A 24,082-nucleotide genomic window follows, 5' to 3' on the forward strand; every position below is an offset into this window, starting at 1 on the left:
GCCCCGCCCAGACGGCTAGTCGAAAGCCGTCATCTGGGCCGCGGCGGCCTTCTTGGAGACGGTTTCACCGGCGTGTTCGACCTGCCGCTCGAAGGGCTTCCAGGCCTCACCGATAACCTGTTCGTAGGCGGCGACGGCGCCTTCGGCCGCCATGCGGAGCGCGTGTGCCTGCAGGCCCATGTCGGCTGCAAACTCGCGCTTGCGCTGTGCCTGGCTGTCGAAACCGACTGGACCGTCGAGGTCCTCGTCGCGCATGTCGTTGGCAAGTTTGGCGGTGGCCTCGCGCGCCTCGGTCACGGCGCGGGAGTAGAACTGGCCGGCGCCGTATGCCGAACCGACGTACGCACCGACGATGCGCTGCAGATGGATTTCCATCGCGCGGTCGCTGAGCCCGTCCTTGAGGGCGTCGGCGGTCTCGACGACGAGTCGCTCGTGCAGGTCACGAATGCCGTCGCTGTCGAGGATCGCAAGGCCAAAGCTCTCGGAGATACGCAGGGTCTGGGCGGAGTCGGGGCAAGCGAGGCGGACCATTTCGAGGGTCGTGCCGCGGCGAAGGGGGACGACGCGGGCGGAGGTGCGAGGGGAACGGACAGTCTTGGTCATGATGAGATCCTTTCTCGGTTTCGCCTTCGGAAGCGATTGGGCCCTTGGCCGTCGCTCCCTCGGGTGCGGTCGAACAGAACCGGCTTGAGCGGGCCGCTTCAGGGGGCGGTGGCTGCCAAGGCGAGCATGGGCGGGTTGCGGACGAGCGGGCCTCCAGGCCTGCGAAGGACGCGGCTCCCCATGACGAGACGGCGGCCGCCGATCGCTTGCGACTTGCCCTTGAAGCGGACCGCGGCCGGTTCAGACCGCAGCACAAACCGAGGGGGTGACGGCCAAGGGACAAACCTGCTGCCGAAACTGTGAGAGGTCGTGCCAGACCGACGTCCTCTCGGCCGGCGCCATGGATTCCTCGCGCACGGTTCGCACTCCGATTGGTGTGGCCCCCTGTCTCCTCATCGCCACGCTGCAGAAACGAGCTGGCACGAACGAAACTCGGCGATCGCTTTCTCCTGTCGATCGAGTTTGCGCGTGAGAGCGTCGATCTCGCCACGACGGGCCAGCGTGAGCTCCGCGACGTGCTCCTGAAACAACCGCTCGTCGGCATTTGTCCAGGTCGATGCGCCGCGGCCATGTTGCCGGCGCTTCGCCCGATCGGTGATCGTCAGCCGTTCGGCGCGTGCTGCGATCTGACGCTCGATGATGCCGAGATGGCGCTGCGTCTCGGCTTGCGCGGCTTCCATGCGCGTCAGCAGCGTGCGCCGTTCGGAAGGCTCGGTCATCGCACCGTCCCCGTGGGCCATAGCGGGAAGGCCGAAACGTCCGGCATGTAGTCATCCGGAAGGGAGATTGCCGCGATGGATGACGCGATGTCGTCGCCGGCGATCGCCCAATCGATCAGCGCCGAGTTGCCGCCTGCATGCTTGCACATATCCGGCGTCAGGATGCCGTTGAGCGCATCGGCGATGGCGCTCTCGGGACGATGATGCGCCTGCACGAGGAGATTGACCGCAACCAGGTAGGCCTTCATGGCTAAACCTCCTTTGTGTCGACGTCGGCCGGATAAGGTTGCGGAGCGTGGATGGAGAGACGCACGGCGCGCTTCCAGGCTTCGGACCCTGTGAAATGCCGTCGGAGGCGGGGATGCCAGACGATGAGGGTGGGCGTCGCGCCGTCCTCGTCGGTGGCCGTGCGCCAGCTGAAAGCTTTGGCGATGAGGCGCCGGGGCATGGGTCACCTCCATCCGAGGAAGTTGGAACGACCACCGTAGAGCTGGTGGCGCGCCTCATTGATCACGAAGCCGAATCGGCCGACGTGATATTCGTCGGACGGCACGAGATAGCGCCGCTGCTCGGCCGCGCGGCGATCGCCGCCGAGCGTGGCGACGCATTCCGTCATGCCAGGATGGTGATCGGAGCGAATCGCCGAGATCACGATCCAGTCGGATGCGTGATCGCGCTCGAATGCCTGGCGATCCTTCTCGTGAGATTCTCCCGGCAAAAGCGGGCGGCAATGAATCGCCTCCCACGCGTCGGGATACCAGTTGCGGATGGTTAGATCGGCGCAACGCCGCTCGTACTCCGTGAACAATTCCGGAAGCGCTTGCGCGACAGCCGCCCACGCGCAGTCCTCTTCGTACCAGCCCCCACGCGCGCGAAGGGCCGGGTGGACCTTTGCATTATGCGCGGCATCGAGATGAAAGCCGCCATGTCCCGCGGTCGAGTGGGAGATCACGCCGGCGGCGTAGACAGTCGCACCCTGCGAGGCACCCCACGGCGTGTGCGTCGTGGAGTGAATCTCGCGGCGGCCGAGCGCGGCACGTTGGCGATGGTGCTCCGCGCTTTCATGCACGCGCATGCGGAAAGCGGCCTCGTCGGCGAGCTCACCGTCACGACCGTAGAAGTCGGACTGTGTCCACTCCGCCATCGGCGTGCGCAACAGCCAGGCCGAGGCGAAAGAATAGCGGCCATTGACGGTCGGCAGCATGGCGTAGGCGCAGTCACCGACCTTCGCGACGAGCACACCGTCACAGGTTCGCCCAAACAAAACTCCGGGTGCGGCGGAGGGATCGGTATTGTGAGACGAGGTGCGAGGCGCGTTCATGCTGCCCTCCCGCTGCAAGCCGCCGCAACGACAGCGTCGTCACCAACCTCGTCGAGAACCGCGTCCGGATAGCCGTGGCTCTTGAGCCATGTTTCGGCGTCAGCACGATTGCGCGCGAGATGGATGAGTTCGCCTTTGTCTCCGGGCCGGTCGAGCACGCGCACCGACCCCGGTGCCGGACGTTCGACCACGGCGAATGTCAATGCAGAATCCACCGAAAAGGTCTTGAAGACCTTGAGCACCACGACGCCGGCGCTGGCGTAATCGTTGAGGTGCAGGCCGAAGCTCGCCGGCGAGGTGTGGTTGCCGACAGTATGGGCGGGGGCCTTGCGAACCAGCCGACCGCGACCGTTGTGGTTTTCCCAGGCGGCGACCTTCTTCCTGAAGCGAGCTGGTGGCCGCGCGGCGCCGTCAGAGAACTGAACGATCGCACCGAGCGGCGCGTCGTCGAAAATCGAGCGAGCGGACATGATGTCCTCCTGTTGATGACGGTGAAAACAAGACCGCCGCCGGTTCGCGGCCGGCGGCGGGATTTCTTGGGACGGAATGAAGCGGCGGCTATTCGGCGGCTTCGGCGTAGCCGCTGTGCTCGTCGTCGCCAGCGTCGATGTCATCGACTGCCGTGTCGTCGTCATCATCGACAGGCGCATTGTCCTCCGCCCATTCCGCGACGACATCGGCCGCCGGCGCGAACAGCGCGGCGGGGTATACGAAACGGCCATCGGCGTAATGCGCGACAAGCGCCGCACGCGTGTCTTTCACACGCGGCCGCGGCAGAACCGATGTTCCCTGCAGCGAGGCCTCGAGCGCGCTGCGTGACAAGCAAGAGAGAAATTCCTCCGTCGCCAGGCTGGGGAGAAACTCATCGGCACCGATCGCCGCGCCCGCAACGCGCGCGACGACGCCGCTGTTAGAGCGGTTCTCGCGGCATGACAGCACGTCGATCAGCACCTCGCGTGCGACCTGATGCAAGGTCTCACGGTCGAACGCGAGCTTGCCGTCCGCGCCGATCAGCCGTCTGGCCTGCCGGGCACGTGCACCGTATTCGGACGTGCGCCCGGAGGCGACGGAGACGTTGCCGGCGGCGAAGGCGAGCACGAGCAGCGCGGTCAGCGTGTCGTCCTCGATCGGCGCACGGCCCAACGCCTCATGCAGCGCGTCGGTGCGAAGATCCCCGATCATGTCCATGCCACGTCGGGTGACATCCGGCCGCGGCGCCGGTCCAGCGCTGTCGGCTTCCGCCGTGCGCGAGCCCTTGCCCTTGGCCGCAGCCTTTTTGGCTTGCGGCATTCGGTAGCCGACCGACTGTACCGAACCGTTGCGCGGTTCGAGATACCAGCCGGTGTAATCGCTCTTGTTCGGCTTGCCATAGACGCGCTCGGCCTTTGGCGGCAGCTTGGGTTCGCCCCAGGTCGTGACCTCGATGACGAAGCCGCGCTTCGGCAGATTGGCCGTCATCCATTCCTGCTGCGCGCCGAGGAATGCCTCGACGTCGTTGGTGTAGCGACTGTCCTCGTCGGCGGGCGCGAACAGGTCCTCCTGCCAGACGATGCCGTAGGCCTGGGCGAGGTCGTCGCCAAAGCTGGCGTGGCGGGCGAGCATCCGTGACTTCGTGAGGACGCGTGCCACCTCGCTCCAGGAGACTTGCGGGTCGGTCTTTCGCGGCTTGTGCTTTTTCCACACCTGCGCCTGCTCGTCCTGCGTCGCCGCAGCGATCGTACGCAGATGCTGCTCGCTTGGCATGTCGCCTTTGGCGATATGGTCGAGCATCGCGGGGAGGATGTTTGCAAGCAGGCGGAGCTTGCGGATCTGGCGCACGGACTGGCCAAGCGCGATGCCGATCGATTCTTCGGTCCAGCCAAGCGCGACCAGCCGTTCGATCCGACGCCAGAGGTCGACGGGGTTGAGCGATTCGCGCGCGACGTTTTCGACCAAGCTCCGCAAGGCATCCTTTTCCGCGTCGGGATCGGCGACAAGAACTTCAATTTCATCGAGCTTGGCGGCGATCGCCTGCGCCACGCGGCGATGACCGATCTCGATGGTGAAGCCATTGCCACGCCCGCGCTGCGCGGTGACGATCGGCGGCTGGATGATGCCAACGGCCTTGACGGTTGCGAGAAGCAACGCGTCGCTTTGCGGTGTGGACTTGGTACGGCGCGTCGAGTCAGGATTCTCCGTGAGCGCACGCGGGTCGACCTTGATCAGTTTCATGGGATAATCTCCATTTCAGGGGTTACGGACCGCGTCATTCCGGCGGTCCCTTGTCCGTCTTCTTCTCGAAGACCCCTGCGCGTACGCAGGGCGCGAGTGGCCGGCGCAACTGCCGGCAAGCATCCCTGCCCGGCGACCAAGCGGGGCTCACAGCCCTGCGCCGGGCGCCGCGGCCGGGATCGCGGAGGCGGCGGTTGAGGCTGCGTCGGCGGCCCGAGCGCTCTGCGAGTCCTCTTCCTTTTTCAGTTCGTTGGTTTTTTCGGCGCGCGGCGCCTGCTCATGCCGCGCGCGCCGCACTGTGCGAGAAGCGGAGCTGATCGCGGAATTGCAGGGATCGCTTAAGCGGCGATTGCTTTCCGTTCGCCCGCACTCCCCACGTCCGAGGCAAGCGCTTTCTCCACCTCGGCAAGTTGCCGCCGCTTGTCGGCAAGTTCGGCGGCGAACGTGAAATCACCGCCGTCGCGCGACTGGTAGGCGGCCAGACGCCGCCGGGCATCGGCAAGACGCTGGTGAAAACGTTCCTGCTCCCCCTCGAAATCAGCGACCGCATGCTCGAGGCGCGAGATCGCGCCGAGCGGCGTGACGGTCACGGGAAGCTCGATCTCGTATTCGGCATTCGTTCGCATCAACATGGTCGTGTAGCGATAGCTTTCGCGACCGATCCGTTCGCCAGCATACTCGAGATCGAAACCGCCGATCGAGGCGAGCACGGTCTCGCCTTCCTGCTGAAGCTGGACCAGGGTGAGGATTTCCTTCAGGAGCGCGCGGCCAGCCTCCTTGCGCTCGGCATAGCGTTTGCCCTTGACACCCATTGCGAAGGCCTCGCCTGTCGTCGGGACTACGCGCTTGATATCCTCGCTGATCTCCGCGATGCGCCGGGTGGAGAAGTCGATATCGCGCTCGGCGTCGCGGATCTGGCGCCGGATTGCATACTGGTCGTCGATATGGGCGGCGCGGAGCCGTTCGAGCCGCGCGATGTCGGCTTCCAACCCCGCCTTCTGCATCAGGCGCTGATCGCCGGACGCGATGGCCTTGGCCATGGCGAACTGGTTGGCCTGTCCCTCGCCGAGGTCCTCGAGCCGCCGGATCGACGTGTCACCGGAGAGCGCCGCTGTAATGAAGCGGGCCTTACGCTCGTTGTTCTGCCACATGGTCGCGTCGAGCGACCCTTCGGTGGCGTAAGCAAAGATATCGACCTCGTCGTGCTGGTTGCCCTGCCGGACGATGCGGCCTTCGCGCTGCTCGATCTGCGAGGGCAGCCAAGGGACATCGAGATGGTGCAGCGCCTTCAGGCGAAGCTGCGCGTTGACGCCGGTGCCCATCGTGTCGGACGAGCCGATCAGGAACCGCACCTTGCCGGCGCGCACGTCGCCGAACAGACGCTGCTTTGCCTCGGACTTCCTGTAGTCCTGCATGAAGGCGATCTCGGACGCCGGCACGCCCATGCGCACGAGTTCGTCCCTGATCCAGCGATAGGCCGAGAAGCCGCGGCTTTTCTCGACGCTGATCGTACCGAGATCAGAGAAGATCATCTGCGCGGCGCCGGGAAGCTCAAACGGCTTGCCGTCGGAACGGATATAGGCGTTGCCGGCAGTCTCCTGCCAAATGCGGAAGGCATTGGAGATAAGATTGTTGAGCTTGTTGTCCGGCTCGCTGTCTTCGTCGGCATCGACCAGTCGCAGGTCGATCGCCGCGTGGCGACCATCGGTGACGACGGAGAGCAGGATGTCGTCGCCCGGCTCCGGCGGCCGGTCGCGCTCCTCAATGGCCTTGATGCGCTCGTCGAGCAGGACCTGATAGCGCTTGAAAGCGGCGGTCGGCTTCGCGGTGAGGATCTGGCGCTTGCCGGTCGAGATCGCCGGCACCTTCACGTATTGCCGCAAATCCTCCGGCGTCACCACGTCCGCGAAGCTGCGGAACATGGCGATCAGCTCGGGAACGTTGACGAAGGTGGCGAAGCGTGTGACCGGCTTGTATTTACCTGAAGGTTGGAGCTCGAGTTCTGTCGAGACGTCGCCGAAGGTCGACGCCCATGCATCGAATTCGTGCAGCCCGCGCTCGGACAGTGCGGCGTAGCCGAGATAGCGCTGCACCGAGAACATCTCGCCGAGTGTGTTGGTGATCGGCGTGCCGGAGGCGAGCACGAGCGCCCGGCCCGGATTCTTTGTCTCGATGAAACGCGACTTCACGTAGAGGTCCCAGGCGCGCTGCGAGCCATTCGGGTCGACACCCTTCAGCGTCGACATGTTGGTGGCGAAGGAGAGCTTCCGGAATTCCTGTGCCTCGTCGACGATGACCTGATCGACGCCGATCTCGGAGACGGTGAGAAGATCGTCCTTGCGGGTCGCGAGCGACTCCAACCGCTCCTTCAAGCCCTCTTTCAGCCGTTCGAGTCGCTTGCGCGAGACGCGGTCGTCGCTCTCGACCTTGGTCAGCAAGGTCTCATACAGCTCCAGTTCGTCCTGGATCATCTGCTGCTCAAACGCCGACGGGACGCCGATGAAGCGAAACGCGCTATGCGTGATGATGATCGCGTCCCAGGTCGCCGTCGCGGCGCGCGACAGGAAGCGCTGGCGCTTGTCCTTCGTGAAGTTGGTGTCGTCGGCGACCAGAATGCGAGCCGAGGGATAGAGCGCCAGGAACTCGCGCGCCGCCTGCGCCAGGCAATGGCCAGGAACGACCAGCATCGCCTTCGCGATCAGGCCGAGCCGGCGCTGCTCCATGATGGCGGCGGCAAAAGTCATGGTTTTGCCGGCGCCGACGGCGTGGGCCAGATAGGTCGAGCCGGCCGCCACGATCCGCCAGATGCCGCGCTTCTGGTGCCCATAAAGAGAAAAGGCGCCAGAGGCGCCCGGGAGCTTCAGATGCGAGCCGTCGAAGGCTCGTGGCGCGATGTTGTTGAAGCGGTCATTGTAGACCCGCGCCAGACGGTCGGTGCGATCCGGATCGGACCAGATCCAGCGCTGGAATTCATCCTTGATCTTCGAGAGTTTCGTTTTCGCCGCCTCGGTGTCGACGACGTTGAGCACACGCCGCTCGCTGTCGACGTCCTTGATCGTGTCGAAGATCTGCGGGACCCGGCTGTTCAGCGCATCGGCCAGGAGTTCGCCGGCATGGCGGCGATCGGTGCCCCATTCCGACGTTCCGGCGGCCATCCAGCCGAGCTGGCGTGCCTCCACGGTCCACGACGCCAGTTCCTGCATGTGGTGGATCTTGATCTCGGCGCCCATCGTCTCGTGCACGAAGGCGACGATGTCGGCGGCCGGAATCCACGGCGCGCCGAGGCGCGCGGTGATGTCGGAGGGCCGCAGATCGGCAGGCTGCACGCCCTGAAGCGCGGTGACATTGCGCTGATAGGACAGGTCAAGCGCCGCGGCGGCCTCTGCCGCCCTCAGCTTGTCGCGGACATGGCCGGAGAGATAGGCGTCGGCCGTCTGCCACGAGCCGTCGGCCGGATCGCGGAAGACGGCGCTGCCCAGTTCGGCGACGACATCGTCGGTGTCGCGATGCAGCAGCTCGGCGATGTAATTGACATCGACGCAGCCGCGCTCGTTGAGAACAACCGCGAGCGCATCGGCCGCGCTGCTGATCGCTGGCGCTGACGGCGGCGCGATCACGCGTTCGGTGAAGATCGGACCGGGCTTCGCGGTATTGGTCTCGAGATCGTAGTCCTCGATCGATGCGACCAGCCAGCAATCGGGATCGTCGAGGAACGGCTGGATGTTGGGGCGGCGATGTGTCTCGCGCACCTCGCCGGTCTCTTCGTCCTCGGTCATGGACACCGTTGTGAAATTGATCGGGCCGAAATCGCGAACGAAGTTCGACCAGGCGATGCGCAGGCGGACCTGCGCGTCCTTCCACGGCCGATCGTGCTCCTGCGCTTTCAGCACCTCGCGAACCGCATCGCGGATCGGGATCAGCTTTCGGATGATGCGGACATGTTTCTCGGGGATGCCCTCGGCACCGCGCCCCTTGCGGACGGTGACTGCGACGGGCTCCGCGTCGAGGATCTGCGTCAGGCCGTGGGCCTTGTCGAAGAAATAGCTGCCCTCGCGCACATGCCGGTCGCATGGAAGATCAACGCCAGGTGGAACGATCGCATCGTCCTGTTCGGGATCGACGACCTCGGACTCGCCGTCATAGATCGCTTCCGGAAGGAGAGCGATCGCGGCCGAGAGCGCTGTGTCGAGATTCTGGTCCTCGCGGGGAAGGCATGCGTAGGTTTCGCCAAAGGGACCTGAGGCGAGGGCATGCGTGCCGAGCACGAACTGGGGATGCTTCTTGAACCAGCGGTTCACGTGGATCGCGCCTTCGTCATCTGTCGCAGGGCGGACCTCGTCGAGATCGAGCCACGACAGATCGCCTTCGGCATCGCCGGACTTGCGCTTGCGGAAGAACAGGACGTCGACGACGACGTCGGTGCCGGCGCTGGCGCGGAAGCTGCCTTCGGGCAACCGGATCGCGGCAATCAGGTCCGCTGACTTGGCGATATGCTCGCGCGCGGCGGTATCCGCCTTGTCCAGCGTGCCCGAACTCGTAACGAAGGCGGCAAGGGCGCCCGGCTTGAGCAGGTCGATGGACCGCGCGATGAAATAGTCGTGCAAGCGCAGACCCATCGATCGATACGCCCGGTCTGAGCGCACCGTGCGATCGGAGAACGGCGGATTGCCGATCGCGAGGTCGAAGCTCGCCGGCAATTCGGTGCGCGCAAAATCGCCGGCGATGATCCGTGCTCGTGGCTGCAGCAACCGCACGATGCGCGCCGTCACGGGATCAAGCTCGATGCCGGTGACGTGGGAGGTATTTCGCAACCCCTCGGGCATCAGCGCCGGAAACAGACCCGTGCCGATGCCGGGCTCGAGCACGCGCCCGCCGCGCCAGCCGAGACTGCGAAGGCCAGTCCAGATCGCGCGGACGATGAACTCCGGCGTGAAGTGCGCATACTGGGTGCAGCGCGCGAGCGAGGCATGGTCGAGAGCGCCGACAGCATCCTGCAGGTCCTCGCCGATCGCGTCCCAGCCCTTGCGGAAATCCGTCTCGCCCGGCCGCCGGAAGACAAAGTTGGCGAGGTCGGAGGCGCCGAATCCCGTGAAGCGAATGAGCTGCGCCTGCTCGTCGGTGGTCGCCGGACGCGCGCCGACGTCGATGGCCGTGGCGAGCCGGATCGCCGCGATGCTGTCGCGGGCGCGATCTTTCCAGGTTTTCGCCAAGGCGCGGTCGCTGGCTAGATGAAAGTTCGTTCCGCTTTCGCGTTGTGCGGGTGAGGTCGCGCGGACGACGGCCGCGACGGGACTCGCGGGCGCCATTGCCGACGGGTCGGGATTGTCGTCGTCCGGGGCCGCCACCGTGCTGTCGGCGAAGGCGGTCACGCCGAGGCCGAGACCGGCCGACAGCGCGGTGCTGCCGAAGAGATCGAGGGTGAAGGGATCATTTTGCGCCATTGGAATCTCCTTGTGATGAAGGCGCGCGCCATCGTCCCGCCGCCTGTGTGCGGCGGGATGCGAGACGTGCCGGGGGTAGAGGGGACGGGCCCTGATCGGGTCTCAGAACCGGAAGGTGCGGACGAGATCCTGGTGCCGTTGATGGCAGCCGAGCATGTCGCGGTAGAAGCGCTTGCGGGCTTCTCTCATCGCCGGATCGCGGCGATGCTTTCTGGCGATGCGGTGTTCGCAGCCCGCACGACGTCGCGCCATGACGCGAAGACATGGACGCGAAGCCGGTCGTAGGCGCCCTGCATGGGACTGCTCCCCTGCTCAGGCAGCGAGTGGCGGAAGATGGCGGAGTTGCACAGGCAGCTTGGCGGCAATCTCCTCGTCGGAGAGATCGTCGAGCGGCTTCAGCACCGTGCCGGCTCCGCCGCAGTAGACCAGCACCGTGCGTTTGCCCTGCAGAGCGGCGGGCCAGCCGGGGCCGGCATAGCCACGATAATCATCGTGGGTGCTCGACCAGATATGCTCGAGGCGCTCGTCGTGCGTCATGGCGCGGATCGGTCGGGACTGGCGCTCGACGATCGCCTGCTTCATGCGCTCCGGCGCGCCGCGATCGGAAAGATCGCAATAGCCGTGGAAGAAGCGTTTGCGGCCGTCGATCCATAGCGAGAAGAAGACGCTGGTGACATTGCCGGTCATGAACTCGCGCATCGCGAACATGTCGGCGCGCATCCACAGCGGCGGCAGGATCTCGAGCATGTAGTCATGCTCGCGCTCGGCGATCTCGAACCACTCGCCGGCGAAGAGATGCTGGGCATCGCTTTTGGTCATCGCCGGATCGCCACGATGGCGGTTAAACATGCGATACATCTCGGGACGTGTGGCGACGCCCTCGAAGACTTTGCGGATGGTCGGTGAGGTGTGCATCGGCGGCTCCTTTCAGCCTGGCCGGGCTGAAGCGCGAGCGATCCACCTGATCTCCTCATCACTTCAGTCCTTCGTCACACCTCCGTTGCGGCCGCCTCTCCGGTCCGGCGGGTCAAGGGCCGCGGCACGCGGGCGAAGCTTTACCCTTGACGCGCCGGCCGGGCATGCGGCAGCGGATTTTCATTCCTTTCATTTTCTTCTTTTTTCTCTTTCTCGGTTTTTGGTCTCCGATCCGCGCGAGCGGAGCGGCCGCCCTTCGTGGCATCCTTTGAAACGGTGCGGCGAACCGCATCACCAATCGTGGCTCGGCAAGTCTTCGACAAGATCGCCATCACAATCGAAGAGGATGTAGTCAAAGCCGTGCTTTCGTCCCCATGTCATGACGACAAAGAGGTCGTCAGGAATCGCGTCCGGACCCGGATCGCCATTCTCCTCATGGGCATAAACAAACCATCCGTACTCACCGTAAGGGCCACCGAGGCAGGGCCATTCTTTTGTCGGAGTGTTGTCGAGGCAGCGCGCCGTCTGCTCGGTGACGTGGGCGGTCGAAACGACAACGAAATTCCGAACATCGGGATTGCTCATGATTTTTCTCCTTCGGTTCTTGTGGGTTCTTGATGATGGATCTCAGTCGAGACCGAGCTTCTGAGGCGAGGTCGCCTGAAGCATCCAGCGGGCGCCTTTGATCCGGCGCAGCGCGTCGACGGCCGCGGGAACGCGACCCAGCACGGTCTGGACGTGGCGTTCCGCCACCACGCGCGTCGGCACGCGCCGTTCACTGCCGATGTCGAGGGCGGGTCCGAAGCGGGTTTCCGCCTCGAAGATCCCGAAGCTATGATGGCGAAACAGCAGGTGCTCCGCGCCGATGCACCAGCTCTGCGTCGCCAGGAACCAGTCGTGCAGAGCGCGATAATGCCCGGGTTCGCCGCCAAAACGCCGCGCGCTGGCCGCCGCAAGCTCGGCGGAACCGGGGACTTCTTCCGGAAGCCAATCCGGCCCATCAAGGTCGATCAGCCAATCGCGCGCCTGCGGGATCAGGCCGCAATCCTCGTCGAGATGCTGAAGCCCGACCTGACGAAGGTCGATTTTGGCGCCGTCGCTGTTCTGAATCGCGGGTCCGAAGACGGCGACGGCTACCTCGACCCCCTCGAGATGATGCCGCAGCGCGCGGTGCGTGTAGCGGCACTGGATCGATTTCGTCGCATCGAACCAGGCATGGCAGGGGTAGTAAACCTGCCACTGTCCGCCAAAGCGACGTGCGGACGAGCGTGCGTGATCGTAGGGATGCATGATTGCCTCCTTGAGGTGATGAACGAGAAAGGGAGAAGGTCAGCGCGGGGACGCTCGGGACTTTTCGCCGAGTGCTGCGAAAGCCCGGTCAATGGTGTCGACGAGACCGCTTTCGGCGCACCAGAGGTCGAAGCTCGCCGGCGCCAGACGCGGCAGCAGCGGCCGGTAAAGTGGATAAGCCTCGCGCGCGTGATCCAATGGCAGCGCGTCGCTGCGCCACGCATAATCCCCACGTTTGTGCATGCGCCGGCGATAGCGGGCGAGCGTCGCCGCATTCATGGCGTGCGCCTGAGAACGCAGATCGCGCAGGAAGTCGCGCAATGCATCATGGAGGTCGTCGGCTGGTCGGGTATTCCGGATCGCCTTGAATTGGCCGACCTTCAATGCCGGCGCCTCAATTGGGCCTTCGAGCGCAATCTCGACGGTGGCGGCGCGGTGGCCGTCGCGACGCAACGACAGGATTTGTGTGTCGCCACGGCGGCAGACATCGTAATAGCCGCCGACGCAATGTTGCATCGCGTTGCCTTCGAGCACCAGATCGCTGGCAGAGGTCAGAGCCACAACCTCATAGCGGCCGTCGTGCGATCGCCAGGCCGCGCAGAGCGCCGGCCAGCCGGGCCGTTCCGCCGTATGCTCGTGGCGCAGCGCCGAGAGCGACGCGGCGCGGCGATGCCACAGCGCGGCCGCCTCCTGAAACGCCTTCGGCTTGCGGGTCCCGATGACGGCCCGATGCAGACCGAGCAAAAACGTTCGATAATCGGCGCAACCGTGTCGCGCTTGTGGAAAATCGAGCTCGCTTGCGAGATGCGCGATGGCGGTGTTGCGTAAGTCGGCGTGCGGCAGGCGATCGGCGACCAGCGGACGAATGAGATCGTCTTTTAGCGCCAGGATAGCGTCCTGAACGCCTGCTTCTTTTTCGTCGAGATAGTCCGGCCGGATGAGATGCGTGCGCGGCGATCGCAGCCAGGGTGAGTTTTGCCATGCTGACGGTGTTTCCGGCTCTCCGCCGCCTGGCCATTCGTGGCGCGGGACCGAATAGGTCTTGAGCCGCCGCGCCGCGACCACGAAATCGTCCCATTGCTCGATCGATGCAGGGACGTCGCGCGAGCCGCGAAAAGCGCGCAGCTCGGCCTCGGTTAACCCGAGATGTCCCGCAAGCGCCGGCGTCAGGGGTTCGCCGCGATCGACGACCTCCGTGATGGCAGGCTCTCGCAACGCCGAGACGAGGCTTCCGAACAGGCCCAGGGCCTGTGCGCGTCGGACCAGGATGTCCGGCCGGGATGCATCGCCGGAGAGATATGGCGCGAGCAGCCACTCGGCCTGCAGCGTGAGGCCTCGCGACAGGAACGCGGCCTGCGGGGCATCGCGCGTCAGGACGGCGCGGAGATGCTGCGTGCACAGTTCCTCGACGCGCTTGTGAACGCGCGTCAGCGCGGCGCCGACACACTCGGCCATGGCGGTGAGCTCGGCTTCGCGCGCGCCATCGCCGAGAAGATCGACCATGAGAAACGCATAACCCCAATCGTCGAGCCGGGCTGAAATGTCGAGACGCGTCTCGCCACGCGCACAGCGCGCGACGTCGCTCACGACACAAGTGATATGATCCAGCAGCTCCGCCGCGGGACCGTGGCCCGGAGGCGCGGGATGGACGCAAAGCTCGGCTTCGAGGTGATTGTCATGCACGTCGGCAGCAAGCCGGGCATGTGACAGAGCCATCAGCGCGAGTAGCGCTGCGATACGACTGTCGGACTTGCGCAGCGCCACGGTTGCGCAGCGGCCGACGAGCGTTTCGAACGCGGAGGTTTCGAGGTCGGACCAGATGGGGGCGTTCATGACACCGCCTCCGCATCCTCGGCGCCGTCATCATCGGAATCGAAATCCTCGTCCTCGAATTCCTCGTCATCGTCTTCGCCGCCATAGTCGCCCTCCTCGCGGAAGGTCATGTCGCATTCGAAGCGGAGGTCGTCATCTTCCTCGAAGGGACGAATGATGACGGTGCCGTAGCCCCCCTCGTTGTTCACCCAATCGCCTTCGGGGAGATCGGCAACGAGATCGTCAAGGAGCCATGAGAGAGTGCGCGCCCGGCCTGTGCCATCGATGCCAGTCGGAATATCGGGCAGCCTGTCGAGCAACCGGCCATCGACATGCTGGATTCTCTCGAGCGTCGAATCGCCCGAGTCGCCGCCGCCATCTAACGAATATTCCAACTCCTGGATGCCGATCGCGCGCAACAGCGCGATCGCGACCTCTCCTCTGTCCATCGCCTCGCCCTTTCCTGAAGATGTCGAAAACATCTCCAGGCGGCCGCCTCTCCGGCCGTCGGGTCAGGGGCCGCGGCACGCGGGCGCAGCGCACCCTTGACGCGTCGGCCGGGCATGCGGCAGCGATTTCATGCTTCTTCAGTCCTCCCCATTTCATGAAAGGACCGTCCCTCCGACGCTCACGCAGCGGCTCTCACGCCGCGCCACCACGCGATCCGCTCGTCGCGCGACGCATTTGCGAGACGACGCAGGAGATCGCCGTGGCACGCGCGCGGCGCGCAGAAGCAGACGAGGTCGCGACCACGCAGCTCGTCGAGCGCGCGCAAGAGATCATGCTGGTCGGCGAGCCAGCGCGCGTGTTTTACGATGACGGCCGCCCGGTCGCCATCAGGGCCAATCCGGAACGGATTGCCCCATTTCGAGCCGCGGCCGATATAGACGGCGCCCGCCGGCACGCCTGCGTGATGCTTGTTGAGAACCCTGCACATTGTCCTTCGCTCCTGACCGCGTTGCGATGGATGCGCGGCCGGGCGCAGACAGGTCTCGGCTGTCACGCATCGTCTGCGATGCGGGAACGGCATGCCCGTTGACAGGCGAGATGCTGCGCCCAGCGTTTTCCGAGCTCACGGGTCTAGGGTGCGATGGCCCGGCAGGGTTGCGGGCCACGACGCGCGGTTCGTCGAGACTATTGTTGGCCGATGTGAGCTTCGTCGGCAGCCGGGTGGATGCGATCGTCGTCGAACGCGACGTCCTCGATCACGCTTTGCCTGCCATCCGGCGTCGCGCGGTCGATGAAGGCGATGACGCCTTCTCGCCGCTCATCGAGATCGATGTGCTCAGGATGCGCCATTGAGGCCATCGCCGTTTTCGCGGCGGCCTTCGCCTTCTCGATCGCCTCGGCGTCCGAGGCCGCCTCGTCCCCGGTGCTGTCGGGAGCGCACGCGCCGGCAAGAATGGCTTCGGCCTTGGCGATCGCCGGCTGGGCGCGCTCGCGCCAGAAGTTGGGATCGGGCGATTCCAGGTCCGGCTTCGCCAGAACCTTGACGAGACCGAGCAGCACCTCGAAATGTCGCGCGATCCGCACCGGCGTCTCGGTGTAATGCGAGGGGATCGGCTGAGCCGCGCCGGAATAGGCGGCGTCTGCGCCCGACCAGATTCCCGTCACATAGGTTTCGCCAGCGGATTCGTAGTCGCGCTTCTCGCGGTCCCAATTCTCATCCTCGATGGCAAGACGGCAAGCCTGCGCCAGCGTCTCGGCCTCGTAGGTCTTGTGCCGGAAAACCGGCAGGCGATAAGTGGTTTCAATGGTCCAGAGAGGCATCGGTTGGTCCTTCCCTTCAGGTGTTGCAAACACCTTGGGGCGGCCGGCTCTCCGGCGCGGCGGGTCAAGGGCCGCTGACCAAGCGGGCGAAGCCTCCCTTGACGCGCCGGCCGGCAGGCGGCATCGGCGACCTTACCCGCTGGCCACGACAAGCTCTTTCTCCAGTCGCATCACCAGTATTTTCAGATCCTCATTCCAGTCTCCGGCCCGGGGACGCGATCGTGCGTAGAAGGCACTCGCTTCCGCCGCGATGGTGCGAATCCGATCGGCGTAAACGTCGCCCTGCCGATTGTTGTCGGTCGCGGCGACAAGCCGTGCGTTCGCATGGCGGGCCAGGCCACGGATGGCCTCATCCGTGGCCGGAGACCAGCCGCCGCCGGTGCTGACATAAAGTGTGTCATCGCGCAGAACCTCGATCGCGGCGAGGCTCATGGCGTCGATCGCGGCTTCGGTGATGCAGATTCGCTCACAGCCGACCTGCCCAAGGCGAAACAGTTCCTTGGTCCCCCCGGTGGCGAACCCGCGCCACCGCGGGCCGCGCTCTTCCCAGCCTATGACGCGGCCGGCGGGGTCTTCGTGTGCCGCCCACATGCTGCCCTGTGGACCCTCGCGCAATCGACCTTGAGCAATCGCCGCCACAATGATGCTGTCGGGGATACAGCGCTGATCGGCGAGATAGCGCCAGGTCGCCGAACCGGGCCTCGGGACTGTCCGGTACGCCCAACGGTCGGCGACGGACGTGAGCGCGGTAGGCCTGGACGCGCGTGTCCAGACCGGCGAGCTCGGAACGAAGCCGACAAGAGCGGCGACGCAATCGCAAGCTTCCGGGAATCCGCTGGCGCCGAGACGTTCGGCAAGATCGAAGACATCGCCCTTGGCCGACGACAACGGATCGAACCATCCACGACCGTCGTGGATGACGATGATGATATCCGCATCGCGCCGATATTTGAGCGCCCGGCGCGTGCTCTCCTTCAGGTCGATTTTCCAGCCGTCGTTTTCAAGTATGGCCGCGCAGGCCACCTTGGCGCGCAGCTCTTCAATATCCTTCTTTTCCATCTCTTCGTACCGAGCGCGCTCCGTGCGCCACCCGGCCCTTTCTTCGGTTGTTTTTTCGTCCCGCAAGCTTCGGGAACAGAACCGACCGGCCGCGAAGCCTGCCGGATGCAAGGGCGTGCTGACAAGCCGTCCAACATGTCGGACTCCGGCCGCGGCGAAGCTTCCCTTGCAACCGGCATGGCGCCAGCGGCAGCGGTCCCCGGCTCAATGAGCCGGGGACCATGGGTCGTATTCGTGATTATGCGGATATCCACATAACCACGATTATGATCCGTTTGAGATTATGGAGAGCTGACGCCAGCCCCGTTACTCAAACGACCGAAGCGCCGGGCTCGTGGCCCGGCGCTTCTTCTTGGCGCTGCACATAATCAAAGGCTTTGGAGGAATGCCATAAGCTGATCCGGCGGGCGATAGCGGGCTGGTGCAGCGTTCACTGGCTGCAGTCGGCGGAGCGCTTCTTCCTTCATGGCCAGATCAGCTTCCAGATACATGTGAGTTGTTGTGGGGCTTTCATGCCCGAGCCAAAGGGCGATCACCGTGATGTCGACGCCTGCCTGAAGGAGGTGCATTGCTGTGGTATGGCGAATGGTATGTGGCGAGACCGTTCGACCGACGAGCCGAGGGTGCTGCCGGATGGCATGCTCGACCGCCAGAGCGAGACGTTGGGTCACGCTTGAGCGCGATAACCTCCCGCCTGCGCCATTCGGAAACAGGAAGTCGGCATCCTCTGCTCTGGCGAGTTGCCGCTTCCATTGTCGAAGAGTGCTGGCTGTTGTCTTCCAAAGTGGCACGCTTCGCCGCTTCCGTCCTTTCCCATGCAGATGTGCCACAGGCGATATGTCCAGAATGACGTCGCCGACTCTTAGATTGAGGGCCTCCGATACGCGTGCGCCGGTGTTGTAGAGCAACACGAACAGCGCGCGATCCCGTTGTCCTACCCAGCTCCGCTGATCGGGCGCCGCTATGATCGCCTCCATCTCCGGTCTGGCCAGAAAGCCGAGCACAGGCTTGTCATGTCGCTTTGAAGGAATTGCCAGGCTATGCTCGATGGTGGCCAGAGCCGAGAGGTCGTGATGGGCGGCGTACTTCAGGAACGATCGGATCGCCGACAGACGGGCGTTGCGGCTACGTACGCTGTTGGCGCGATCCCGCTCGAGATGATCGAGAAAGCCAAGGATCAACGTCGCATCCAGATCGCGGAGCGCGAGGTTGGTCGGCGACTTGCCGATAGCCTTCTCCATATAGACCATGAGCAATTGGAATGTGTCGCGGTAGGCTGCGATCGTGTTCGGGCTGACAGCCCGCTGTTGACGCAAGTGGTCGACGAAAAAATGCTGCAACAACGTCGGGAACGATGGATGTAGGCTCGCATCAGTCATGATCGACCTCCCTGATCATGATTGCTTGTTCCTCGAAGCGGGTGCTGGCGATTGCCATCAGTTCCGGCACGGCCTGCAAATACCAATAGGTATCTCCGATGCTGACGTGTCCCACGTAGGTCGAGAGCGCCATCATGGCATTGTTGATATCCGCGCCGTTCTCCTGCCACAGCATCAAGCGCCGACAGATGAAGGTGTGTCGCAGGTCATGAATGCGTATGAATCGATGGCCACCGCGGGGGACGATTCCCAACTCGGCCGAGAGGCCAAGGAACACGCCCCGCACCTCACTGTATCGAAGCGGCGCGCCAGTCTTCTCGGACAAGAAGAGCGACGCGGTGATATCCATCGGACCATATCTGGAGCGTACGCGCAGATAACGTCGCAACGCCTGGGTGGTGGTCGAATGCAGCGGAACGAGCCGGGTTCGCTGGAATTTGCCGCGCCGTATGGTGAGCTGTTGTTGCCTATTGTCGAGGTCGCCGCACCGTAGACCCAACGCCTCGGATATCCGCAGGCCCGTCGCCGCCAGCAAACCAAAGAGCGTTGTGAAGGTCGCCAGTGTCAACCCGTCGTGCGGCGTGAGGCGGCCCGCTGCTTCGATCAACGCCCCGACTTCCGCTGGTGTGTAGATATGCGGTGCTAGTCGGCGTTTTGAACGACCGAACGGAAAACCGGTTGGAAACACGGTGCGAGGATCGAGATCGATAAGATAGCGAGCGAACGGGCGAAGGACATCGACCCGCCTGGCCCACGAATAGGGGTCTGAGAACTGCGCCTCTTGCTTCGCCCATCGGAGCACGATGGCGGAGGTCAGAGATCCTTCGTGGCCGCTCCCATCCGCAAAGCGCGCAAAGGCTTGTATCTGACTTCCTGATCGGTCCAGTGCGAAGCCGAGACGGCGCCGTTCGGCGAGATAGGCCTCTGCCCGCGACAGCATGGTGTCTGATGTGCTCATGCTGCGCTCCCGGGCCAGGACAGGGCGACAGCTGATAGCCGGGCGACATCGACACGGGCGTAAGTTGCCGAGGTCACGATGCTACGGTGGCGCATAACATCGGCGATCTGCTTCATCGGCGCGCCGGTGTTGACGAGCCGGGTGGCCAAGGTATGCCGCAAAATATGGACGCGGGTGCGATCCCAACCCAGCCGGCGATAGGCGGCATGGACGGCTTGCTGAACGACGCGTCGGCCCACGGGGCTACCAATAGGCGCGACATGCCGAACGAATATGTTGCGGCATGGCGTCTTGGGCCGTTCGTGCAAGAGGTAGTCGGCAATGGCTTCACCTGTCGCGGCCGGCAGCGGCAATACGTCAGCTCTGCGCCCTTTGCCGAAGGTGATCCGGACAGTTCCAGTTTGCCAATCTATGTCATCGAGGCTCAGCCGAACGACCTCACTGCTTCTGAGGCCGAGATCGGCAAGGCATCGCACGATCGCATAGCCACGCCGTCGCGATGGGCAGTCGGAATCAAAGGACCGGAAAAGCTGCTGCAACTCATCGTCGGAAAGGGCTTCCGGCAACGTGCTTTGACTCCAGCAAGCCGGCTGCGGCACAGCGCGGATCAGATCGGTAACATTGTCGCCCAGGAGCTTGCGATACCGAAGATAACACCGGACTGCACCGGCCATGACCCGGATCGTGTTCGCGCTCCATGTGGCGTCGCCCAGAACGAAGCCGCGAATACTTGACGGCGTGATCGATGTCGGGTCGATTGGCCCAGATCCAAATTGAGCTTTGAGCAGCCGTCTGATGATCCGGCATCGGTGATCGCGTGTCCCTTGGGACAAGCCCCAGACTTCCGCCATCTTGGCGTCGAACAGCGCAAGTTCGTGCATGAGCGCATCAATCGTTGGGCAGCTCACCATTCCTTGCGCCCGCAAGATGCGGATGAGGTGGTTGAGAGCGGCTCGATTGGTGATCAGATGATTTTGTACAGGGTGCGAACAGGTACAACTCGACAGGTGGCCAGAAAGGAACCGGCTAACGACTACTTCGCCAATATCATGGATGGCGTAGCCTTCCGCACGCATCCAATCCCCGAAATGAAAGACGCTGGCCACATAAAGGCGAATCCGTTTGACAGCATAGCGGCCGGCTTCGAAGTGTTCGCGATAGCCCTTGATAAACGGAGCGAGGATGTTGGCGGGATCGTCGGTACAGAGTTGAGGTTTAAGAGACTTGGACATTCTTGATCTCCCTGTTGATGAGAGATCGATTTGAAGCTCAGAATTATGTGCAGCGCCAAGAAGAAGCGCCGGGCCACGAGCCCGGCGCTTCGGTCGTTTGAGTAACGGGGCTGGCGTCAGCTCTCCATAATCTCAAACGGATCATAATCGTGCATGATGGCTGCTTCTTCGCCGTCATATTCGCTGGAAACCATGACGCCAAATTCGTCGTCGACCTGAAAGAGAACGACCGGCACCATCAAGGTGCGGGCGAGATCAAGGGCGTGATCCTGAGCGAGGGTGAGATTCTGCGACATCGTGAGGCTCCCGTCTTGGGGCGGGGACCATCCCCGCTCGACAGGCGCCGATGTGTTCGGACGCGGCCGCGGTCACCTCGCAGGCGAAGCCGAAGAGGTCGCACGCTTGCGTAGCGAACCCCTTTGCGGGTTGATCGTGGAAGGCCGCGCCCGGACCAAGGAAAGCCCATTCGAGAGCGGGGTGGTCCTTCCCCGGAAGCAGAACGCCGCATGTCAAAGTCTCAGCGACCCGCGCATCACGCATGTATTCTGATGCACGCGCAGGGCCGACCTGTTCGATTGACGGAGAATGCCGCTTAATAGGGTGAATATGTGGGCGTCAGCTTCTCAGCACGCCGTAAAATCGAGCCTGCGCTTGGCGACCTATTCTGATCGCGGCGGCGCCTGGTTCTGCTTCGCCAGATCGAAGAAGCGGGTGAATTCACCCTGAAAGGTTATGCCGACTGTCCCTGTCGGACCGTGCCGCTGCTTCGCGATGATGACTTCCGCTTTGCCGCGCGCGTCTTTCATCTCCGATTCCCATGCGAGATGGTCTTCGGTGCCGGGCCGGAGCTCCTTGTTCTTCAGATAATACTCTTCGCGATAGACGAAGATGACGACGTCGGCATCTTGTTCGATCGAGCCAGACTCACGCAGGTCGGCGAGCTGCGGCCGCTTTTCGTCGCGGTTTTCTACCCCGCGCAAGAGCTGGGACAGCGCGATGACCGGGACGTTGAGTTCTTTGGCCAGCGCTTTCAGGCCGGTTGTAATCTCGGTGATTTCCTGCACGCGGTTCTGCGCGGCGCGCTGGGTCTTTCCCTGCATGAGCTGAATATAGTCGACGACGATGAGGTGCAGGCCGCGCTGTCGCTTCAGGCGGCGCGCGCGGGCTGCGAGCTGGGCGATGGAGAGCGCGCCGGTCTAGTCGATGAACAGCGGCAGACGCCGCATTCTCTGGCGATGCTCGATAAGCCTCTCGAAATCGGTCTCGGCGATCTCGCCGCGCCGGATACCGGAGGAGGGGACCTCAGCCTGTTCCGAGAGCACACGTGTGGCAAGCTGCTCCGACGACATCTCGAGCGAGAAGAAAGCGACGATCCCTCCGGCGGCGGGCCTCAACGAGCCGTCGACCTGTTGTATCGGATCGTAGGCGCTTGCGACGTTGAACGCGATATTGGTCGCGAGCGAGGTCTTCCCCATGCCGGGGCGGCCGGCGATGATGATGAGGTCGGTCGGTTGGAGGCCACCCATTTTGGCGTCAAGATCCTTGAGCCCTGTTGCGAGGCCGGAGAGTCTGCCGTCGGATTGATACGCCTGCGCAGCACGATCGATGGCGCTGTCGAGTGCGGTCTCGAACGTCTCGAAGCCGCCGCCATAGCGTCCGGTTTCCGCGATGTCGTAGAGCAGCTGCTCGGCATGCTGGATCTGATCTTGGGGTGCGCAATCCACCGCCGCGTCAAAGGCGCTGCCGAGCATGTCCTCCGCGATCTTGATCAGCTCGCGTCGCACCGCGAGATCGTAGACGGTGCCGCCATAATCGGGTGCGTTGATAACGGTCGTCGCTTCCGCGGCCAGGCGCGCGAGATATTGCGCGACAGATAGTCCGGCGATGTCGAGTGTCGCGGGAAGGAAGGCCTTCAGCGTGATCGGGCTGGCAATTCGGTTCGAGCGGATCAGCTCGCTCATGAGCTCGAACATGCGGCCATGCAGAGGTTCGAAGAAATGGTTCGGCTTCAGGAAGTCGGCAACGCGATAGAACGCATCATTGTTGATGAAAATGGCGCCAAGCAGCGCTTGCTCGGCCTCAATGTTCTGAGGAAGCTCCCGATAGGGCGGAGCGTCCAACGCCGTCAGTTTGAGTACCGCTTCTGCCACGTTTATCCGTCCGCCGACACCAATGTTGACGTGCAGGATCTACGAACAACATTTGATCATGCGGGGGAGGACGACGAATCGTCCTTCGATGACGGAGTTTAACGTCAGACCCGATATATCCAATGGCTAAGCTGACCGCGACGGTCTCGGGGACCAAGAGGCCGTCGCTCCATGATCTGCCGAATGGTCCCGGGTTTTATAGCCGGTGTTGGCCGCTGCACTGCGCTCTTGCGTCAGGGATGGCCGCCCGCGAGGGGGAAGCCCCGTATGCGGGGCTTCAGCGCAGCCGCCAGCCCGGCCCGGCCCGGCCCGGCAGGGCGACGCCCAACCCCTTTCTCGAATCACGGTCGCATGCCGCGCCGAGGTGCCGGAAATTTCCAGCAATCAGTCATCTACCGAAGGGACCTAGGGTCAGAACTCATTGATCAGAGCCAAAAGATGACGGCGGCTGCGATGCAGATGGCTGACAAGAAGGTATGGGCGCATCGGTCGTAGCGTGTATGGATGCGCCGCCAGTCCTTCAGCCTGCCGAACATGTTCTCGATCTTGTGGCGCTGGCGATAGAGCACACGATCATGCTCGATCGGCGTCTTGCGATTGGACTTCGACGGAATGCATGCCGTGATGCCGCGCGCGGCAAGCGCCTGGCGGAACCAGTCGGCGTCGTAGCCTTTGTCGCCGAGCAACTGCCTGGCGGGCGGCAACGCATCGAGCATCAATGCAGCGCCCTTGTAATCGCTCATCTGGCCTTCGCTGAGCAGCAGGATGACGGGACGTCCCTGACCATCGCATACGGCGTGCAGCTTCGAGTTCAGGCCGCCCTTGGTGCGCCCGATACGCCTGGGAACAGGCCCTTTTTAAAAAGGCTCGCAGCGGTGCGATGCGCCTTTAAATGCGTGGCATCGATCATCAACCGGGATGGTTTGCCGGCCTTGCGGGCCAGTTCGGCGAAGATTTTATTGAACACGCCGAGCCGGCTCCAGCGCACGAACCGATTGTAGATGGTCTTGTGCGGGCCATACTCGCGCGGCGCATCGCGCCAGCGCAGCCCGTTTCGGATGACGAAGATGATGCCGCTGACCACCCGCCGGTCATCGACCCTCGCGATCCCGTGCGATAACGGAAAATACGGTTCGATCCGGCGCATCTGCGCCTCTGACAGCAAAAACAAATCAGCCATGGCGGCGGCCCCCTCACGACACCAGTGAATCAGCCAATCAGG

At 63.8% G+C, this 24,082-nt stretch carries 21 protein-coding genes and 1 pseudogene; all 22 read right to left on the reverse strand.

Features of this window, described 5'->3' with window-relative positions:
* Positions 1-15: 15 nt before the first annotated feature.
* The 22 genes and pseudogenes from V4R08_RS16605 to V4R08_RS16715 all read right to left on the reverse strand — a co-directional run bounded on the left by V4R08_RS16605 (position 16) and on the right by V4R08_RS16715 (position 24,040).
* Positions 16-603 (reverse strand): hypothetical protein, encoded by a 588-nt coding sequence (locus tag V4R08_RS16605; RefSeq protein ID WP_335580466.1) that lies wholly within the window; start codon positions 601-603, stop codon positions 16-18.
* Positions 604-995: 392 nt separating this feature from the next.
* Complete coding sequence (locus tag V4R08_RS16610) at positions 996-1,322, reverse strand: hypothetical protein (protein ID WP_335580467.1); 327 nt, start codon at positions 1,320-1,322, stop codon at positions 996-998.
* A complete protein-coding gene (locus tag V4R08_RS16615; protein WP_335580468.1) occupies positions 1,319-1,570 on the reverse strand; it encodes a hypothetical protein in 252 nt (83 codons plus the stop codon). Before V4R08_RS16615 ends, V4R08_RS16610 begins: the two co-directional genes overlap by 4 nt.
* Positions 1,571-1,572: 2 nt before the next feature.
* The gene (locus V4R08_RS16620) at positions 1,573-1,770 is read right to left on the reverse strand and encodes a hypothetical protein (protein WP_335580469.1); all 198 of its coding nucleotides are present in this window, start codon (positions 1,768-1,770) and stop codon (positions 1,573-1,575) included.
* A gap of 3 nt (positions 1,771-1,773) precedes the next feature.
* Entirely contained in the window at positions 1,774-2,643 is an 870-nt protein-coding gene (locus tag V4R08_RS16625; RefSeq protein WP_335580470.1) for a DUF7007 domain-containing protein, read from the reverse strand.
* Complete coding sequence (locus V4R08_RS16630; RefSeq protein ID WP_335580471.1) at positions 2,640-3,113, reverse strand: UCP036055 family protein; 474 nt, start codon at positions 3,111-3,113, stop codon at positions 2,640-2,642. The genes V4R08_RS16625 and V4R08_RS16630 overlap by 4 nt, the downstream gene beginning before the upstream one ends.
* An 88-nt stretch (positions 3,114-3,201) precedes the next feature.
* Complete coding sequence (locus V4R08_RS16635) at positions 3,202-4,854, reverse strand: ParB N-terminal domain-containing protein (RefSeq protein WP_335580472.1); 1,653 nt, start codon at positions 4,852-4,854, stop codon at positions 3,202-3,204.
* 338 nt (positions 4,855-5,192) lie between these two features.
* On the reverse strand, positions 5,193-10,295 hold the full coding sequence (locus V4R08_RS16640) for a helicase-like domain-containing protein (protein WP_335580473.1): 5,103 nt from the start codon (positions 10,293-10,295) through the stop codon (positions 5,193-5,195).
* A gap of 312 nt (positions 10,296-10,607) precedes the next feature.
* Positions 10,608-11,210 (reverse strand): DUF1419 domain-containing protein, encoded by a 603-nt coding sequence (locus tag V4R08_RS16650; protein WP_335580474.1) that lies wholly within the window; start codon positions 11,208-11,210, stop codon positions 10,608-10,610.
* A gap of 291 nt (positions 11,211-11,501) precedes the next feature.
* The gene (locus tag V4R08_RS16655; protein ID WP_335580475.1) at positions 11,502-11,795 is read right to left on the reverse strand and encodes a DUF5983 family protein; all 294 of its coding nucleotides are present in this window, start codon (positions 11,793-11,795) and stop codon (positions 11,502-11,504) included.
* A 42-nt stretch (positions 11,796-11,837) separates the two neighbouring features.
* Positions 11,838-12,500 (reverse strand): DUF6915 family protein, encoded by a 663-nt coding sequence (locus V4R08_RS16660; RefSeq protein WP_335580476.1) that lies wholly within the window; start codon positions 12,498-12,500, stop codon positions 11,838-11,840.
* A 39-nt stretch (positions 12,501-12,539) separates the two neighbouring features.
* Complete coding sequence (locus V4R08_RS16665) at positions 12,540-14,333, reverse strand: PcfJ domain-containing protein (RefSeq protein WP_335580477.1); 1,794 nt, start codon at positions 14,331-14,333, stop codon at positions 12,540-12,542.
* Complete coding sequence (locus V4R08_RS16670) at positions 14,330-14,761, reverse strand: hypothetical protein (protein ID WP_335580478.1); 432 nt, start codon at positions 14,759-14,761, stop codon at positions 14,330-14,332. The genes V4R08_RS16665 and V4R08_RS16670 overlap by 4 nt, the downstream gene beginning before the upstream one ends.
* A gap of 179 nt (positions 14,762-14,940) precedes the next feature.
* The gene (locus V4R08_RS16675) at positions 14,941-15,249 is read right to left on the reverse strand and encodes a DUF4326 domain-containing protein (protein ID WP_335580479.1); all 309 of its coding nucleotides are present in this window, start codon (positions 15,247-15,249) and stop codon (positions 14,941-14,943) included.
* Between the two features lie 197 nt (positions 15,250-15,446).
* Complete coding sequence (locus V4R08_RS16680; RefSeq protein ID WP_335580480.1) at positions 15,447-16,082, reverse strand: hypothetical protein; 636 nt, start codon at positions 16,080-16,082, stop codon at positions 15,447-15,449.
* Positions 16,083-16,214: 132 nt separating this feature from the next.
* Positions 16,215-17,141, reverse strand: coding sequence for a DUF3991 and toprim domain-containing protein (locus tag V4R08_RS16685; RefSeq protein ID WP_335580481.1), 927 nt, complete (start codon positions 17,139-17,141; stop codon positions 16,215-16,217).
* Between the two features lie 368 nt (positions 17,142-17,509).
* Positions 17,510-18,520, reverse strand: coding sequence for a tyrosine-type recombinase/integrase (locus V4R08_RS16690; protein WP_335580482.1), 1,011 nt, complete (start codon positions 18,518-18,520; stop codon positions 17,510-17,512).
* A complete protein-coding gene (locus tag V4R08_RS16695; protein ID WP_335580483.1) occupies positions 18,513-19,460 on the reverse strand; it encodes a tyrosine-type recombinase/integrase in 948 nt (315 codons plus the stop codon). The genes V4R08_RS16690 and V4R08_RS16695 overlap by 8 nt, the downstream gene beginning before the upstream one ends.
* A gap of 14 nt (positions 19,461-19,474) precedes the next feature.
* Positions 19,475-20,710, reverse strand: a complete 1,236-nt coding sequence (locus V4R08_RS16700) for a site-specific integrase (protein WP_335580484.1) — start codon at positions 20,708-20,710, stop codon at positions 19,475-19,477.
* A gap of 116 nt (positions 20,711-20,826) precedes the next feature.
* Positions 20,827-21,006, reverse strand: coding sequence for a hypothetical protein (locus tag V4R08_RS16705; RefSeq protein WP_335580485.1), 180 nt, complete (start codon positions 21,004-21,006; stop codon positions 20,827-20,829).
* 363 nt (positions 21,007-21,369) lie between these two features.
* Positions 21,370-22,860, reverse strand: a pseudogene (locus tag V4R08_RS16710) (replicative DNA helicase).
* 425 nt (positions 22,861-23,285) lie between these two features.
* Positions 23,286-24,040 (reverse strand): IS5 family transposase gene (locus tag V4R08_RS16715; RefSeq protein WP_335580486.1). Its coding sequence is split into 2 segments (ribosomal slippage): positions 23,286-23,707 and positions 23,707-24,040, totalling 756 coding nucleotides; the frame shifts between segments, so codons are not numbered across the junction.
* Positions 24,041-24,082: the final 42 nt, after the last annotated feature.

Origin of the sequence: Nitrobacter sp. NHB1, assembly GCF_036964665.1 — a bacterium.
Taxonomy (GTDB): Bacteria; Pseudomonadota; Alphaproteobacteria; order Rhizobiales; family Xanthobacteraceae; genus Nitrobacter.